This is a genomic window from Bacillus cereus group sp. MYBK227-1, assembly GCF_051916325.1.
Lineage (GTDB): Bacteria > Bacillota > Bacilli > Bacillales > Bacillaceae_G > Bacillus_A > Bacillus_A cereus.
In genome coordinates, this window is record NZ_JBQAGK010000002.1 from 703620 (window position 1) to 717984 (window position 14365).

Consider the following 14365-nt stretch of genomic DNA (forward strand, 5'->3'; position numbering starts at 1 on the left):
GAGGTAGTTATTAATAAGGTTAGATAAAATAGGAGATATATATTTTATTATATACGTAACCACTATTTAGTTTTATCAGACTTAGAATTTTCATTACTTGAATTGGAACCTTTATTTATTCCAGACGCGAGTAAATTATTGAGAACGCTAAGGTCTAATTGCATAGGGATTGAGTTTTTGGATGTAGTTTTCTCATTTTCTTTTTTTGTAGTTAATATAGTCTTTATATTTTTTATTTCTTTATATTGTTTTAAGGTAATGAAAAATCCAGAAATAATGAAGAGAAAAGAAACAGTAGCAAGTAAAAGTATTATTTCCAACATAAAATAGCCTCCTTTAAATCTATAATAATACTATAGTTGAATGTAATAAGACAAAATTCGAGCTAATGAGTTCACTTTTTAAATATATGCAAATCTTTAGTAAAAGTTACTAATTTCTAGGTTAAAGGAAGCAATTATAGAAACGTTATAAATATAAATAAATGAAAGTTTCATTTGTAGTGTAAAGGTATGTGTTATATAAGCTGAACATCATTCTATAACAAGTTAAACAGGGTTTAATTTTATATAAAAAGAGCATTTAATTGGACAAATAATTAATTATGTGAAATAATAATAACAGATAAGGAGACGTTGCTTTTCCTTAAGTGCTTCGAATTAATTTTATTCAATAAGAGAAGGTGTGCTTAAAGAAGTTAAATTAAATAAGGAGCTGTTTTATTATATGCAACAAAATAATGATTTAAATTTTGAACCTCAAGACGTTAATATTGTTAATCCTAAACAAGCCAGGAAAGCAGTAATTGCTACTGGTATAGGGAACGCAATGGAGTGGTTTGACTTCGGATTATACGCGTATTTAGCGGTAATTTTAAGTCAATTATTCTTCTCTGGTGTTGATAATAGTGGATTGCAACTTGTACTTACATTCGGTACATTTGCAGCAGCCTTTCTCGTTCGACCAATCGGAGGTGTATTCTTTGGTAGAATAGGAGATAAGTACGGCCGAAAAATCGTGTTAAGTACTACTATTATTTTAATGGCACTTTCTACATTATTCATCGCATTACTACCAACCTATGAACAAATTGGTGTATGGGCACCAATACTACTTTTAGTTGCCCGAATGATTCAAGGCTTCTCTACAGGCGGCGAATATTCAGGAGCAATGGTTTATATCGCAGAATCTTCTCCAGATAAAAAGCGTGGTATACTCGGTAGTGGTCTTGAAATTGGAACACTCTCAGGTTACATTGCTGCATCGGTAATTGTTACCATTTTGACGTTATTGTTAACAGATGAGCAAATGCTCAGCTGGGGATGGCGTATTCCGTTCTTAATAGCTGCACCAATTGGTTTGGTCGGTTTATACTTACGCCGTCATCTAGATGAATCTCCAATCTTTGAAGAGATGGAAAAAGCACAAGAGGAATCTGAAGACAATGAACAATTTTCATTCATGGATATTATTAAATATCACAAAAAAGACTTCTTATTAAGCACAGTAATTGTCGCCTTCTTTAATATTACAAATTATATGATTCTTTCGTATATTCCTTCTTATCTAACTCAAGTACTTAAAGTCGAAGAAACAACAGGCTTATTAATTATTTCTATTACGATGGCACTTATGATTCCACTAGCACTATATTTCGGTAAATTAAGTGATAAAATTGGTAATAAACGCGTTGTGCAAATTGGTTTACTTGGTTTAACTGTATTTGCAATTCCAGCATTTTTACTAATAGGTAACGGACATATTGCAGCTATATTTGCAGGTATTTTCGTACTAGGTTTCTTCTTAAGTGTATATGAAGGAACATTACCTTCATTATTACCATCACTCTTTTTCACTGATGTACGTTATCGAGCACTTTCGATCTCATTTAATATTTCTGTATCGATATTCGGTGGAACAACACCGCTTGTATGTTCATACTTAGTTCATGCAACTGGTAACCCGCTCGCACCGGCATTTTATTTAGCAGGTGTAAGTATTATTGGATTAGTTGTATTTAGTGTACTATTCGTTACAACTTCAGGGCGTGCGCTAAAAGGTTCATATCCTACAGTAGAAACGAAAAAAGAAGCACACCAAATCGCTAAAGAAGACCCTGAAGAAACACTTTGGTGGCATGAAGAGTCATTAGAAATTGAAGCAGGGAAGAATGCTTCCATTTAAAAAGCAACGTAGAAGTACAAAAAGACTCCTATGAATATAGGAGTCTTTTTGTTACGTTATTTCTTTCGTTTCTTCAAACTTTTTTGATATGCATAAAGCTTATGAATCTCTTCCTTAAATTCATGTAGAAGTACAGTGTTTGCACTATTTGAATAACGCACCGTATTATAAGTATCTATAATAATATCACTTTGAATATTTACATCTTCTTCATCGTTTATTCTTTCTAGCCAAGCCTCAACAGTTTCTCCCCGTTTTCTATTTAAAGGAGGGGTTAACTTACTCTCTAGCTTAAAAATTTCCTTCCGAATTTCGTTATGTGGCGGTTTATTTCGTTTAAAACGATTTTGGCTCATTCCTTCTTTATCAGTAATGATAGTAGATTCGAAGGCGGGCATATTTGGTAAACTTAAATGTTTTCGTTTTTTTACTATTTTCCAAACGACGTAAATAGCGATAGCTGTACAGACTATTATTGTAGTGCTATTTATGAGTATTGGATCAAAATCAGGAATTTTTTTTCCGTCTTCAATTTTTGGTTTTAAGAGATGTCCTTTATTTGCCCAAACATCTTCAGTATCTTTTAATTCCGCTGCTTTAATTAATGGCATTAAAGCATAGCCGACGCCTAATGCGACTACTTCCGTTATAAAACCAAAAATAAGTCGAATGAAAGGAAATACTTGAACAATTAATATACTCATTAAGCCAATCGTAATGATAGAAGAAAAACGTAATAGTTGTTGTTTGCGATTTGCCCCGGTTAACCAAAATGTAATCATAAGATGCAAGGCTAACATTAATAGTTTCCACAACGGTGGAAAGGGTGCATAAAATATAGCTGAAACGACAAACCATACAATACCACCTAAAGATTTTTGAACTGGATATCCAGGTCCGACCACATGTACGATAAAGAAAAATAGTGGTAATATGATTGTGCCAAATAGAGAAAAAGGTAAAAATAAAGAGAAAAGAACGATTTGAAGAACTAAAAGTATTACAAATCCTGTTGTTTTTTTCTGCATAAATTTATGAATAAGAAATACTCCAATATAGCCTGTTGTTAAAAATATTGCAATACTAATTAGTTCATCTCTTTCTGTTAATAATGAAAGCAGAAGGAGCAGAATGAAATCATGAATGTGATATAGCCAAGTTTTCAACTGGTTCCACCACCCCTTCACTAGTAATGAGAAACGTTGGCTGCGAGAGAAGAGGGAGTTCATTTCTTTGTAAACCAATGTATATCATTGTAGACGATCGTTCTCTTTTTCTCTTTACATAATGAAGGAATCCTTGTTTCGGAAGTAACGTACTATCATCTGAAATACGGGCTAATTCTTCTAAAGCTTTTGCATATTGTGTTTGTCCTTCATTTAACGGTACATGTAATGCACCGCCTTCTGCTAATACACTAATAAACAATTCAAACGGAATGTGGTGCTTCGTTGCATACTGGAAAATGTATGTTGCATATGAAATAAGTTCTTCTACATTATCTTTCCAACCAAATCCACGATCGGCAGCTAAAGAAAGACAAATCGTCCAACTATAATTTTTTACAGGTTCATATTGCTTCGCCTGTAATTGTTGCATTTTAGCAGATGCCTTCCAATGAATAGAGCGGAAAGACTCACGCTCATATCGCTTTACACCGATAATAGATGTTTCATCATTGTAAAAAGAAAAATTCGTTCGATAAGATCCATTCAAAAGTTGCTGAAGTTCTTGCAAACCTGCTACTTCTTTAGGAGAAGGATACACAATAATTTCAGTCCTTAATTTATCAAAAACAGGTAAATGTACAGTTAATAGATGAAATGGATCTTTTAATACACATTCAAATTGTTCAATTTGAAACACACCACGCTTCGTGGCGGTTAATGTTAACCCCCATTTTTGTGCCGAATGTGCAGGTTGTGAAAATGGGAAAGAGAATAACGTTTTTGATATTTGTTCAATGCCTTGCTCTTTATGCGGTATAAGGGACGAATTTAAATGAAAGTAACAAACGCCATTAACGATTGGTATGCTGGCTCCATTTTTTAAATGAATAAAAAACTGTCCAGATTCCTCAGGAAAAATCCGTGTAGTTTGTTTCTCATTTATGATTTGAAACTTCTTCTCTATGAAAGCGACATATTTATAAATAAAAATCGCAAATAAATAATAGAAGAAAAAGAGAAACATAAGCATTCGTTGCGGGAAAAAGAATGTGAAAAGTAATGCGATTGGAACGGTTAGTTGAATAATATGGAGTTGAAAAAATAAAGGCACAGTTACAACACGCTGTCCATTCATGCTTGTTCAATCTCCACAGGTACGTCAACTTCTTTTAAAATACTTTGCATAATATCATTCTTTGTCGTACGCAGGGCACCTTCCATTGATAAGACGATACGGTGATTCCAAACAGAAGGAACTAACAATTGTATATCTTCTGGTGTGCAATATTCTCTCCCGCGTAAAAAGGCTAAAGCTTGAACAGCACGTACTAAAGCTAATGTGGCACGTGGGCTTACACCGTTAGCGATATAATCATGATTTCTTGTAGCATGAGCAAGTTTAATAATGTAATGTTCTAACGGTTCCGAAACAAATATTTCTTTTACTCGTTTTTGAGCTTCTAAAATATCTTCTAATGAGATGACAGATGTGACACTTTCTAATGGTAAATCGTTCCGAAAACGTCGCATCATTTGTAACTCATCTTTAGGAGTTGGATGACCGATTGAAATCGTCATTAAAAAGCGATCAAGCTGTGCATCTGGAAGAGGGAAAGTCCCTTGTGATTCAATTGGGTTTTGCGTCGCAATAACAAAGAACGGTTTCGGAAGAGGAGTTGACTGCTTCTCCAGCGTCACTTGTCGTTCTTCCATCGCTTCTAACAAACTCGACTGCGTTCTCGGCATTGCACGGTTAATTTCATCTGCTAGCAAAATGTTTGTCATAACTGGTCCAATTCTTAATTCGAATTCGCTTGTTTTTGGGTTGAAGTATTCAATACCTGTTACATCACTTGGAAGTACATCAGGGGTAAATTGAACGCGAGAAAAACTACCACCAATACTTTTTGAAATGGTTTTCGCCAGTAACGTTTTCCCAGTACCAGGCACGTCTTCGAGTAGTACATGTCCATCAGCAAGAAGTGAAACGAGCAGTAGATCAATAACATTTTCTTTACCAACAAACACAGATCCGATGTTTTCTTTCAATTTATTTATCATATGTACCATTCCTTTCATTATAAAAGAGCTAATATTTCTATATTTTAACAAATTATTCAGAAAATTGGTATGATTTTTTAATTCAAAGAAATGGATATTTAATTATTAAATTACTCTTGCATATTTTGGAATATAATTATACAATATCGATATACGATGTATCGTGAGTCGATATATCATATATCGATGTATCGGAGGTAGTTATAATGAATGCGAAGGCGCAAAAATATATTCCGTTAACTGAGGCGACATATTACATATTATTGTCACTCGTGAAGCCGTTGCATGGCTACGGAATTATGCAAATGGTAGAAGAGATGACAAATGGGGAAGTAAAGCTCGGCCCTGGTACTTTATATGGAAATACGACGAAATTACTAAAAGAGAAGTTAATTGTTGAAGTTGCCTCTACAGACAGAAAGAAGTGCTATGAGTTAACGCCGTTTGGGAGAGAAGTGTTAGAGCTCGAGTATAACAGATTGCAGAGATCTGTAAGGAATGGAAATAGTATATTAGGGGAGTGAATGAGAGATGGAGACAAAGAAGATATTCAAACCTTTCGCAGTATGGAGCTTAGAAAAAGAAGAAGCGTATTTACGTAAAATGCATCAACAAGGCTGGGCGTTACAAAAGTATAACGTAATGTATACGTTTAAGAAAACTGAGCCGAAAGATGTAGTATATAAAGCAGACTTTAGATTAGAGTATAAAGATTCGACAGAAAAACAAAAAAGAATATATCCAAATATATGAAATGTGTGGCTGGAAACATGTAACGAGTTTTGCGAAGTGGAATTACTTTTGTAAAGAAGTAGAAGAGGAAAATGAGTTACCTGATATATATTCAGAGAAGGAAACGAGGATACAAAAACTTACTGAGTTGTTACAGTTTTTTGTAATTATGTTTGTAACAATAATGCCAGCGCTTTACTTATGTTTTCTTGGACCATCAGAATCTAGAATTCCTTATATATTTAAAGGCATGATAGGATTTATAGGTTGTATGTATTTATATATATTTATTAATGTATATTGGAAGATTAAAAAGTTAAAAAATGAAATATTGTAACAAAGATTGGGTTTATTAAAGAAGATGGTTGTATATTGAATGGAAATCATCTTCTTTAATTTCTATATATCCTTGTTTTGTTGGGGATTTTTTATATAATAAAATATTGTATATTTAAGGCATAGAACTAACAGTTACAAAGATGATACCAGTAACAATACCTAAAAAAATCATAAATGAAGAAGTAATTAATAATAACGAACTAGCAATGAATATCACTTTATTAGATTTTTGTTTTTTATAAAGGAAATAAAGTAAAAGACCACAAATAGTAGAAAGTATCCATATAGCTAAACCGTAGGAAGTCGAGATTTTCTCCCAATCGAAGATCCAAAAGTAAAAGATGACTATATGACAAGTTAATAGTAGAAATATTGATGGAAGCGTTATTTTTTTATTATTTGTTTTACCTCGCTTATGTAAACATTTCCAAAAGAGTGCGAAGTTTAACATATAATAAGGAAGAAATACATTTTTAATTAACGTATTAAACGAAAAAATCCCTTATAGAAAAATCTATTTCTACAAGGGATAATCATGTTTTTATTAGAAAGACTGATTTTGCGCAGGTTTAATAAATTGTTCAGGGTTTTCAACAAGTCCGCATACAGCACATTGGACACGGTATGTAGGTCCTTGATAAGCCATATGAAAAGCATTCATCGTTTCATTTGTGTATTCTTCTTCTACTTGACCAGTTTGTGGATTTAACTTGACTGGTTTTACTTGTTGCTCAAGAATATTAAAGCGGGTACGGTTCGTTTTACAACTTGGACATAGCATTGGTTCCATATGTATACACCTCCATTTGTATCATTTCTTAAAATCTTTAATTTTATGCAAGCAAAAAACTTTCTCAATATAAATAGGTGTTTAATGTATTTAAAATTCAGAAAAAATAAAATATAATAAAAGTACGAACTGGTTATGTCCAAACCAAATCTCCTGTTTTATGCCAATAAGCTGGGGGGCCGAGAAATCGGCCTCATTTTTTTTGCTCATTACTACAAGGAACAAGGTTTTTGTGAGACTTTTGTCGAAATTTTAGGGATAGATACAAGGGGGGATGTAAAATGGATTTGAAAATGAAGTACATCATTTTATATGTAGAAAAGTTTGAGGAATGTTTAAAATTCTATAAAGATATTTTACAGTTACCTATAAAAGCAGAGCACGGTACATATATTGAATTTAATACTGGAACTACCATTTTAGCGATGAATACGCGGCAAGATGTGAAAGAATTAACAGGACTACCGCTTACAGAAGGTGAATTAAAGTTTTCTCATTTCGAATTAGGATTCGTTGTTGAGAATGTACAAGAAACGATTGAGCAATTTAGAGAACAAGGAATCAAGATTTTAGTTGAACCGATTGTAAAACCGTGGGGGCAAACAATTGCCTACATTGCTGATCCAGATGGAAATTATATTGAAATTTGCAGTTCATTAGAATAGAGGGAGAAAGAGAGATGGGATTTCCAAAACTAGAAACAGAACGTTTATTCTTAAGAGAACTTACACTATTAGATGCAGAAACGATGTTCCAATATTTTTCGAAAGAATCAGTTATACGTTATTTCGGAATGGATTCTTTCGAAAATATTGAGCAAGCGAAAACCACGATTCAAACGTTTAAAAATCGTTATGAAGAGGGCAGTGTATTTCGCTGGGGAATCGAGAAAAAAGGGACGGGCCAATTAATCGGAACGTGCGGATTTCATTTAATTAATAATCATCATAAACGAGCTGAAATTGGTTATGAATTAGATGATACATATTGGGGACAAGGATATGCATCGGAAGCATTACAAGCGATTTTAGCTTATGGATTTGAAATGCTGCAACTAATAAGAATCGCAGCGGTTGTATATGTAGAAAATAAAGCTTCTCAAAAATTGTTAATAAAAGCAGGATTTCAAGAAGAAGGATTACTTCGAAAACATATGATTCAAAATGGTGTCGCTCATGATACCATTCTATACTCGTTATTAAAAGAAGAGTGGAAGAAGTAATGAGTACAAATGAGCTTATAAATGTTATGAAGAAGCATAAAGAAAACCGCTTTATTTTAGGGATAGATGGTTTAAGTCGATCTGGAAAAACAACATTCGTAGCCAATTTAAAAGAAAATATGAAACAAGAAGGCATTCCGTTTCATATTTTCCATATTGATGATCACATAGTGGAGCGTAATAAACGATATCATACTGGATATGAAGAATGGTACGAGTATTATTATTTACAATGGGACATTGAATGGCTAAGGCAGAAATTTTTTCAAAAGCTACAACATGAAACAAAATTGAAATTACCTTTCTTTCATGAAGAAACAGATATATGTGAAATGGAAAAAGTACAGATTCCTATTGTAGGCGTAATTGTTATTGAAGGAGTTTTTCTGCAGCGAAAAGAATGGAGAGATTTCTTTCATTATATGGTCTATTTGGACTGTCCAAGAGAGACAAGGTTTCTACGTGAGAGTGAGGAGACACAGAAAAACCTTTCAAAATTTGAAAATAGGTATTGGAAAGCAGAGGATTATTACTTAGAAACGGAATTGCCGAGGGATAGGGCGGATTTAGTCATTGAATGATTTGAAAATAGAAGGTGAATAGAATGAATATTTTATGGGATTTTGATGGGACGTTATTTGATACGTATCCTGCATATACAATGATGCTTTCTGAAATATTAGGTGACTCAGTAGAAAAACAAGAAATATACAAAAACTTAAAAATATCATACTCTCATGCAATTCAGTATTATAATATTTCATGCGAGCAGGAAGAAAAGATTAAAGTTTTGAAGGAGAAATTCACGCCAAAAGATATGAAACCTTTTGCAGGTGTCGAAGAGGTTTTGAAATTTGCAAATAAAAATGTGATTATGACCCATAAACATAGGGAAGGGGTTATGGGCATTTTAAAATATTACGGCTGGGAAAAATACTTCGTAGATATGGTTACAATTGACGATGGCTTTCCTCGAAAGCCAAACTCTTTAGCTTATAATCATCTGCATAAAAAATACAATATTGATTTAGCTATTGGAGATAGAGAATTAGATTTATTACCTGCAAAAGAATTAGGTATTTCAACATGTATGTTTCAAGGTAATTGTGATGTAGCGGATTATTCTTTATCACATTACTCGGAGTTTTTTAAGGTAGTGAGTGATAGAGAGTTTTCTTTATAAAAAAAGTTATTAATAAAGACTGTATCTTTCATTTTAAAGGTACAGTCTTTATTTTTTAGAGCTATTATATACCAATTGCCGTGGATTAAAGAATGATTGTATATCTTTAGTAAAGAAATAGTCAGGTTAGTTGTTAGATAGAAATAGACAGATAAGGTGATAGCGTCCGTTTTATCTGCTTTTTATCATAACTAAATTATGGTTATTCATGCTAATATAAACTCATAGCTATATAGAAGGGGTGGGATTAGTATGAAAACAGAAATAGTTCCTAAAAAGAAGTACAGTATAATAAGCTATATATCTTTACTCATCGGCATTTTGTGTTTTCTATTCGTTTTTATAACGCCAACAAGGATAGCGAATGCAGGTAATATAGTTGGAGATTATATTACAATTGCCCTGACAGGTGTAGGGATCATGCTTTCAATAATCACAATGACGAAAAAAAACAGAGAAGAAGGGGATTGCTATCCTTTCATTAATACTGTCCTCATCATTTTTTATATTTTGGATCATAGCGATTATCCTATTGTTTACTGGTCAAATTAGTTTTGCACCGTAATGTGTAATAAAAAGAGTCCTTCTCGTATGAAGGACTCTTTTTACTCGGTATCTTCAGGTTGATATTCTAAAATATCCCCCGGTTGGCATTCTAATGCTTTACATATTGCTTCTAAAGTTGAAAAACGGACTGCTTTTGCTTTTCCATTTTTCAAGATAGAAAGGTTAGCCATTGTAATTCCAACCTTCTCCGAAAGTTCTGTTACACTCATTTTTCTTTTTGCTAACATTACATCAATATTAATAATAATTGCCATATTATTCACCTCAGACCGTTAAATCATTTTCTGATTTTATATCTATAGCATCTTTTAATAGTCTTTGGAGAACGGCAGCAAAGACCGCGATTACCATTGAAGCAAAAATCATAATCATTCCGATAATAATAATGCCAGGGGCATCATCTCTCTCTGCCACGAGATAGAAAAGTGGCATACCTAATACATATAATACACTAATTGCCAATGCGCTGTACTTAATATTTTTTAAAGCTTGAACAGATAACTCTGAGAATGCGTTGTTTTTATCAATATAGTTTAAAAGCTTAAATGTTTGGTACAGTGCGAAGTAATAAGGTATTGCTGTTGCGTATAAATTGATAAATACAAGATATTTAATATATGAAATATCTGGATATAATTCTGCGGCGAAAGCTCCTATTTTAGGGACTAAAAAAATGCATATAGCAAGAACGGGGATTCCGATCAGAATCACAACGGTCTTTAAAAAGAGTGTGGATCCTTGTTTCATAAAAAGCACCTCATTTATTTATTATCTTATTAATTTAACATGAAATTTATTGTTTAACAATAAATTTTTATTTCTTTTGATCGAGGATTTATTGTTAAACAAGTAATTAATGAAAAGGATGTTAAATCTTTTTTATAAGATAGATGATACATACCGATATTTAATAAAGGAAAGAAAGGGAAAGTAACTATTGTTAGCTTTATGAGAATTGGGAACTAATAAAACATATGTAGGTTTTGGTATGGAAAAGGAAATAGTGTGTATTTAAATGAATGCAAAGTTTATGGAGGAACAATCATGTTGAATTATGGTGTGAAGATGAAAAAGTTGCTATTAGTGGCAGCTATAATAGTAAGCGTATTAAGTATGGAAAGTATGATGAATTATCATGCGGCCAAAGCTAAGGTGAAAAAAGTAGAACATCAGCCTAAAAATATAATTATGATGGTTATGGACGGAACGAGTTCAACGGCGACAACATTGGCTCGCTGGTATAAAGGGGCACCGCTTACGTTAGATCAAATTGTAACAGGAGGAGTTCGTACGTTTTCGGCGGAATCAGCTATTACAGACTCAGCGCCAGCAGCAACAGCATTAGCAACTGGAAATAAATCGAATTCAGGATATGTAGGCGTACTACCTTCTATTATAAGTTCGCCTAGCTTAAAGCCAATAAAAGAAGAGGACAAGTTACGGCCGGTCGCAAACGTATTGGAAGGTGCAAAACGTACTGGCCGTGCAACTGGAATTGTTGCTACATCTGAAATTCAGCATGCTACTCCGGCGGGATTCTCGGCTCACCATGTCAATCGCAAGCAATTTGACGTAATTGCGAAGCAGCAAGTATATCAAAATATAGATGTCGTATTAGGCGGGGGAAAAGCGGCGCTGTTACCTATGAAAAGTAATGGAATCCGAAAAGATGGTGAAAATTTAGTAAAGGTGATTCAAAACAAAGGATACGATTTTGTTGAAACGAAAGATGCGTTATTGAACTCCAAATCTAATAAAATTTGGGGCTCTTTCTCACATCATGCTCTTGCGTTTGATACGGATCGTATAGCAACAAACCCAGAACAACCAACACTTTCTCAAATGACAGAAAAAGCAATTCAAACATTATCAAAAGATAAAGATGGTTTCTTTTTATTCATAGAAGGTAGTAAGCCTGATTGGGCAGCCCATGCTAATGATCCAATTGGGATGATTAGTGATATATTGGCATTTGATGAAGCGGTAGCAAAGGCGTTACAATTTGCGAAGAAAGATGGGGATACGATGCTCATCGCTTTAACTGATCATGGTAACAGCGGCATCTCTATAGGGAATAGGAATACGACAAAAGGATACAATACTACACCGGTTTCTGCATACATTGATCCATTGAAAAAGGCGAAAATGACACTTGAAGGAACTATAAATAAACTGAAATCTGATTTATCAAATGTAGAAGATGTAGCTAAACTATACGGTTTGGATAATCTAACTCATGATGAAAAAGAAAAATTAAAAGCGGCAAAAAAGAAAATGGATGTAGGACGAATTCTTACTACATTATTGGCTAATCGTGCAAATATCGGCTTTACGACAGGAGGACATACAGGTGAGGATGTATTCTTACATTCTTATGGACCTCAAAAACCAGAAGGCTTAATCCAAAATACAGACATTGCGAAGACGATGGCGAAAGCGATGGGCTTTAACTTAGAAGAAGTAACGAATAAAATATTTTTAGAGAGTGAACAAGCCTTTAAGAAGATCGGTGCAACTGTAACAGCCAACAAAACCGAAGGAGCAAACCCGTTACTCGTAGTAAAACATAATAAAGTAGAAGCACAATTATTTGGTAACAAAAATATAATTCGTATCAATGGTAAAGGGTATGAATTAAGAAGTATTATTGTAGAGAGTAATGGAAAGTGCTATGTACCAGAAGAAGCAATTCAACTATTTGTAAAGCATTCTCGTTAAAAAATTGCCAACCAGTTAAGCTAACTGGTGGCAATTTTTTGTGTTTATTCTAAATGCAAGTGTTCGAATTGTTTTGTAAAGTTTTCCATATGAGACTGGTATCAATGTTAAAGGGAAAGTATAGTTTTTTCTTACATTAAAAAATTTCGTTTTGTAGAATAAGAAGTTATACATATAGTAAAGTCTAATGGGTTATCAATTAATATTTACGAAAAATATATTAATACTTTAGAATTTCTTTAATGTTCATTATTTTTTATTTAAGGTTATCCGTTATATTTATAATGTGTTTATTTCAATTTATTGTATTGAAGCTCAGTTTTATATAATTATAAAGCAATCATCAAAATAAAATCTCCACTAGAGTAAATTTATTATTTTTTTGCGGAAATTATTATGCAGTTAAGAAAACTGTAATTTATTGAATTAGAAATATATTAGAATTTAGTTGAAGAAAGAGAGAGGGAATAAAATGAATATAGTGCACTTACGTCCTAAACAGCGGTCTAAGTATCGCATTATGCTAGGTAAGTGGTATTACTCTACAAAGAGGCACATTCAGTGGTTAGCAGACGGAAAAACATATGCAAAAAGGTTCCAACAAGAAAAGCTACCTTGTACAGCAATTCAGCACCAAACGATATTACTTCGTAAGCTCAAAGATGTAGATATGTGGTATCAACAGAATAAGGTTGTTAATTTGAAAATTGCTGTTAAAAAACTAAATGATATCGTCATTAGACCGGGAGAAACATTTTCTTACTGGCGTTTAATAGGTAAGCCAACGAAGAAAAAAGGGTATGTAGAAGGTATGGTATTACACTACGGATCTTTTCAAACAGGTATTGGAGGAGGTCTTTGTCAGCTTTCGAATTTAATATATTGGATGACTTTACATACACCACTGACAGTAACCGAACGATATCGTCATAGCTTTGATGTCTTTCCTGATTCTAGGCGAACTCAACCGTTTGGGAGTGGGGCGACTTGTTCCTATAACTATTTGGATTTACAAATTAAAAATGAAACGGACCAACCGTATCAACTTCACCTTTATATGACAGATGAACATTTAGTTGGTGAATGGAGAACAGTCTATCCGCAACTTTATCAATATGAAGTGTATGAGAAAGAACACTCAATTCAACCTGCATACTGGGGCGGTTATATACGACATAATGTGATTCAACGTAAAGTATATAATCTACAGAAACAGTTAATAGAAGATCAATATGTAACAGAGAATCACGCTATAATGATGTACGAACCACTATTAGCTTGTAATAATGAGAATAGTGAGTAATATGGTAACCCATAGATTAAATAGTATAGAGAATATTTAATTCTTATTTTCACTAAAAAAGTTCACTGTTATTTATAGGTGAGTTTGTTTTTCTATC

16 protein-coding genes and 2 pseudogenes are annotated in these 14365 nt (G+C 33.2%); 10 read left to right on the top strand and 8 right to left on the bottom strand.

The genetic code is table 11. The features are described 5' to 3' along the window. Window positions 1–62: 62 nt before the first annotated feature. On the bottom strand, window positions 63–323 hold the full coding sequence (locus ACTFRM_RS10630) for a hypothetical protein (protein WP_000889743.1): 261 nt from the start codon (window positions 321–323) through the stop codon (window positions 63–65). 403 nt (window positions 324–726) lie between these two features. Between ACTFRM_RS10630 and ACTFRM_RS10635 the strand changes: the two genes are divergently transcribed. Beyond that, window positions 727–2184 carry an MFS transporter gene (locus ACTFRM_RS10635; protein WP_001186926.1) on the top strand — a complete coding sequence of 486 codons (1458 nt, stop codon included), beginning with the start codon at window positions 727–729 and terminating at the stop codon, window positions 2182–2184. A 56-nt stretch (window positions 2185–2240) separates the two neighbouring features. Here the strand turns inward: ACTFRM_RS10635 and ACTFRM_RS10640 are convergent, their stop codons facing one another. Genes ACTFRM_RS10640 through ACTFRM_RS10650 form a run of 3 tightly spaced genes read right to left on the bottom strand, consistent with a single transcriptional unit; the run spans window position 2241 to window position 5414 of the window. Further along, window positions 2241–3350, bottom strand: coding sequence for a DUF4018 domain-containing protein (locus ACTFRM_RS10640; RefSeq protein ID WP_000860490.1), 1110 nt, complete (start codon window positions 3348–3350; stop codon window positions 2241–2243). Further along, entirely contained in the window at window positions 3322–4488 is a 1167-nt protein-coding gene (locus ACTFRM_RS10645) for a DUF58 domain-containing protein (protein WP_033695876.1), read from the bottom strand. Before ACTFRM_RS10645 ends, ACTFRM_RS10640 begins: the two co-directional genes overlap by 29 nt. Further along, window positions 4485–5414 (bottom strand): AAA family ATPase, encoded by a 930-nt coding sequence (locus ACTFRM_RS10650; RefSeq protein WP_000608784.1) that lies wholly within the window; start codon window positions 5412–5414, stop codon window positions 4485–4487. The genes ACTFRM_RS10645 and ACTFRM_RS10650 overlap by 4 nt, the downstream gene beginning before the upstream one ends. Window positions 5415–5620: 206 nt before the next feature. Between ACTFRM_RS10650 and ACTFRM_RS10655 the strand changes: the two genes are divergently transcribed. Continuing rightward, on the top strand, window positions 5621–5938 hold the full coding sequence (locus ACTFRM_RS10655; protein ID WP_000991882.1) for a PadR family transcriptional regulator: 318 nt from the start codon (window positions 5621–5623) through the stop codon (window positions 5936–5938). A gap of 7 nt (window positions 5939–5945) precedes the next feature. Next, window positions 5946–6483 (top strand): annotated as a pseudogene (locus ACTFRM_RS10660) (DUF2812 domain-containing protein). Window positions 6484–6597: 114 nt separating this feature from the next. Here ACTFRM_RS10660 and ACTFRM_RS10665 read toward each other — a convergent pair. Both ACTFRM_RS10665 and ACTFRM_RS10670 read right to left on the bottom strand, forming a co-directional pair. Next, window positions 6598–6936, bottom strand: a complete 339-nt coding sequence (locus ACTFRM_RS10665) for a hypothetical protein (RefSeq protein WP_088322607.1) — start codon at window positions 6934–6936, stop codon at window positions 6598–6600. Window positions 6937–7029: 93 nt separating this feature from the next. Beyond that, entirely contained in the window at window positions 7030–7275 is a 246-nt protein-coding gene (locus ACTFRM_RS10670; RefSeq protein WP_000433609.1) for a hypothetical protein, read from the bottom strand. A 281-nt stretch (window positions 7276–7556) separates the two neighbouring features. On the opposite strand from ACTFRM_RS10670, the gene ACTFRM_RS10675 reads away from it, so the two are divergent. The 5 genes and pseudogenes from ACTFRM_RS10675 (at window position 7557) to ACTFRM_RS10695 (ending at window position 10245) form a co-directional block, all read left to right on the top strand. Continuing rightward, a complete protein-coding gene (locus ACTFRM_RS10675; protein WP_006924562.1) occupies window positions 7557–7940 on the top strand; it encodes a VOC family protein in 384 nt (127 codons plus the stop codon). A 14-nt stretch (window positions 7941–7954) separates the two neighbouring features. Next, window positions 7955–8497 carry a GNAT family N-acetyltransferase gene (locus tag ACTFRM_RS10680; protein WP_033695878.1) on the top strand — a complete coding sequence of 181 codons (543 nt, stop codon included), beginning with the start codon at window positions 7955–7957 and terminating at the stop codon, window positions 8495–8497. Beyond that, window positions 8497–9078, top strand: a complete 582-nt coding sequence (locus ACTFRM_RS10685) for a kinase (protein ID WP_000106107.1) — start codon at window positions 8497–8499, stop codon at window positions 9076–9078. The genes ACTFRM_RS10680 and ACTFRM_RS10685 overlap by 1 nt, the downstream gene beginning before the upstream one ends. 23 nt (window positions 9079–9101) lie before the next feature. Then, window positions 9102–9680, top strand: a complete 579-nt coding sequence (locus ACTFRM_RS10690) for an HAD-IA family hydrolase (RefSeq protein ID WP_001024236.1) — start codon at window positions 9102–9104, stop codon at window positions 9678–9680. Window positions 9681–9932: 252 nt separating this feature from the next. Next, a pseudogene (locus ACTFRM_RS10695) lies at window positions 9933–10245 on the top strand (hypothetical protein). Between the two features lie 40 nt (window positions 10246–10285). Here the strand turns inward: ACTFRM_RS10695 and ACTFRM_RS10700 are convergent. Beyond that, on the bottom strand, window positions 10286–10501 hold the full coding sequence (locus ACTFRM_RS10700) for a helix-turn-helix domain-containing protein (protein ID WP_000974619.1): 216 nt from the start codon (window positions 10499–10501) through the stop codon (window positions 10286–10288). Window positions 10502–10511: 10 nt separating this feature from the next. After that, window positions 10512–10994 (bottom strand): DUF2975 domain-containing protein, encoded by a 483-nt coding sequence (locus tag ACTFRM_RS10705; protein ID WP_440043291.1) that lies wholly within the window; start codon window positions 10992–10994, stop codon window positions 10512–10514. Window positions 10995–11291: 297 nt separating this feature from the next. Here ACTFRM_RS10705 and ACTFRM_RS10710 point away from each other — a divergent pair, with 297 nt between their 5' ends. Together ACTFRM_RS10710 and ACTFRM_RS10715 are read left to right on the top strand one after the other, a co-directional pair. Further along, a complete protein-coding gene (locus ACTFRM_RS10710; protein WP_033695879.1) occupies window positions 11292–12965 on the top strand; it encodes an alkaline phosphatase in 1674 nt (557 codons plus the stop codon). A gap of 472 nt (window positions 12966–13437) precedes the next feature. Next, window positions 13438–14268 (top strand): VanW family protein, encoded by an 831-nt coding sequence (locus tag ACTFRM_RS10715; protein WP_016124755.1) that lies wholly within the window; start codon window positions 13438–13440, stop codon window positions 14266–14268. Window positions 14269–14365 lie beyond the last annotated feature (97 nt).

Bases quoted from the DNA above. Each gene is read 5' to 3' on its own strand.
- ACTFRM_RS10710 (WP_033695879.1), top strand. From the start codon at position 11,292: ATGTTGAATTATGGTGTGAAGATGAAAAAGTTGCTATTAGTGGCAGCT.
- ACTFRM_RS10705 (WP_440043291.1), bottom strand. From the start codon at position 10,994: ATGAAACAAGGATCCACACTCTTTTTAAAGACCGTTGTGATTCTGATC.
- ACTFRM_RS10680 (WP_033695878.1), top strand. From the start codon at position 7,955: ATGGGATTTCCAAAACTAGAAACAGAACGTTTATTCTTAAGAGAACTT.
- ACTFRM_RS10635 (WP_001186926.1), top strand. From the start codon at position 727: ATGCAACAAAATAATGATTTAAATTTTGAACCTCAAGACGTTAATATT.
- ACTFRM_RS10685 (WP_000106107.1), top strand. From the start codon at position 8,497: ATGAGTACAAATGAGCTTATAAATGTTATGAAGAAGCATAAAGAAAAC.
- ACTFRM_RS10655 (WP_000991882.1), top strand. From the start codon at position 5,621: ATGAATGCGAAGGCGCAAAAATATATTCCGTTAACTGAGGCGACATAT.
- ACTFRM_RS10630 (WP_000889743.1), bottom strand. From the start codon at position 323: ATGTTGGAAATAATACTTTTACTTGCTACTGTTTCTTTTCTCTTCATT.
- ACTFRM_RS10675 (WP_006924562.1), top strand. From the start codon at position 7,557: ATGGATTTGAAAATGAAGTACATCATTTTATATGTAGAAAAGTTTGAG.
- ACTFRM_RS10665 (WP_088322607.1), bottom strand. From the start codon at position 6,936: ATGTTAAACTTCGCACTCTTTTGGAAATGTTTACATAAGCGAGGTAAA.
- ACTFRM_RS10690 (WP_001024236.1), top strand. From the start codon at position 9,102: ATGAATATTTTATGGGATTTTGATGGGACGTTATTTGATACGTATCCT.
- ACTFRM_RS10645 (WP_033695876.1), bottom strand. From the start codon at position 4,488: ATGAATGGACAGCGTGTTGTAACTGTGCCTTTATTTTTTCAACTCCAT.
- ACTFRM_RS10670 (WP_000433609.1), bottom strand. From the start codon at position 7,275: ATGGAACCAATGCTATGTCCAAGTTGTAAAACGAACCGTACCCGCTTT.
- ACTFRM_RS10650 (WP_000608784.1), bottom strand. From the start codon at position 5,414: ATGATAAATAAATTGAAAGAAAACATCGGATCTGTGTTTGTTGGTAAA.
- ACTFRM_RS10715 (WP_016124755.1), top strand. From the start codon at position 13,438: ATGAATATAGTGCACTTACGTCCTAAACAGCGGTCTAAGTATCGCATT.
- ACTFRM_RS10700 (WP_000974619.1), bottom strand. From the start codon at position 10,501: ATGGCAATTATTATTAATATTGATGTAATGTTAGCAAAAAGAAAAATG.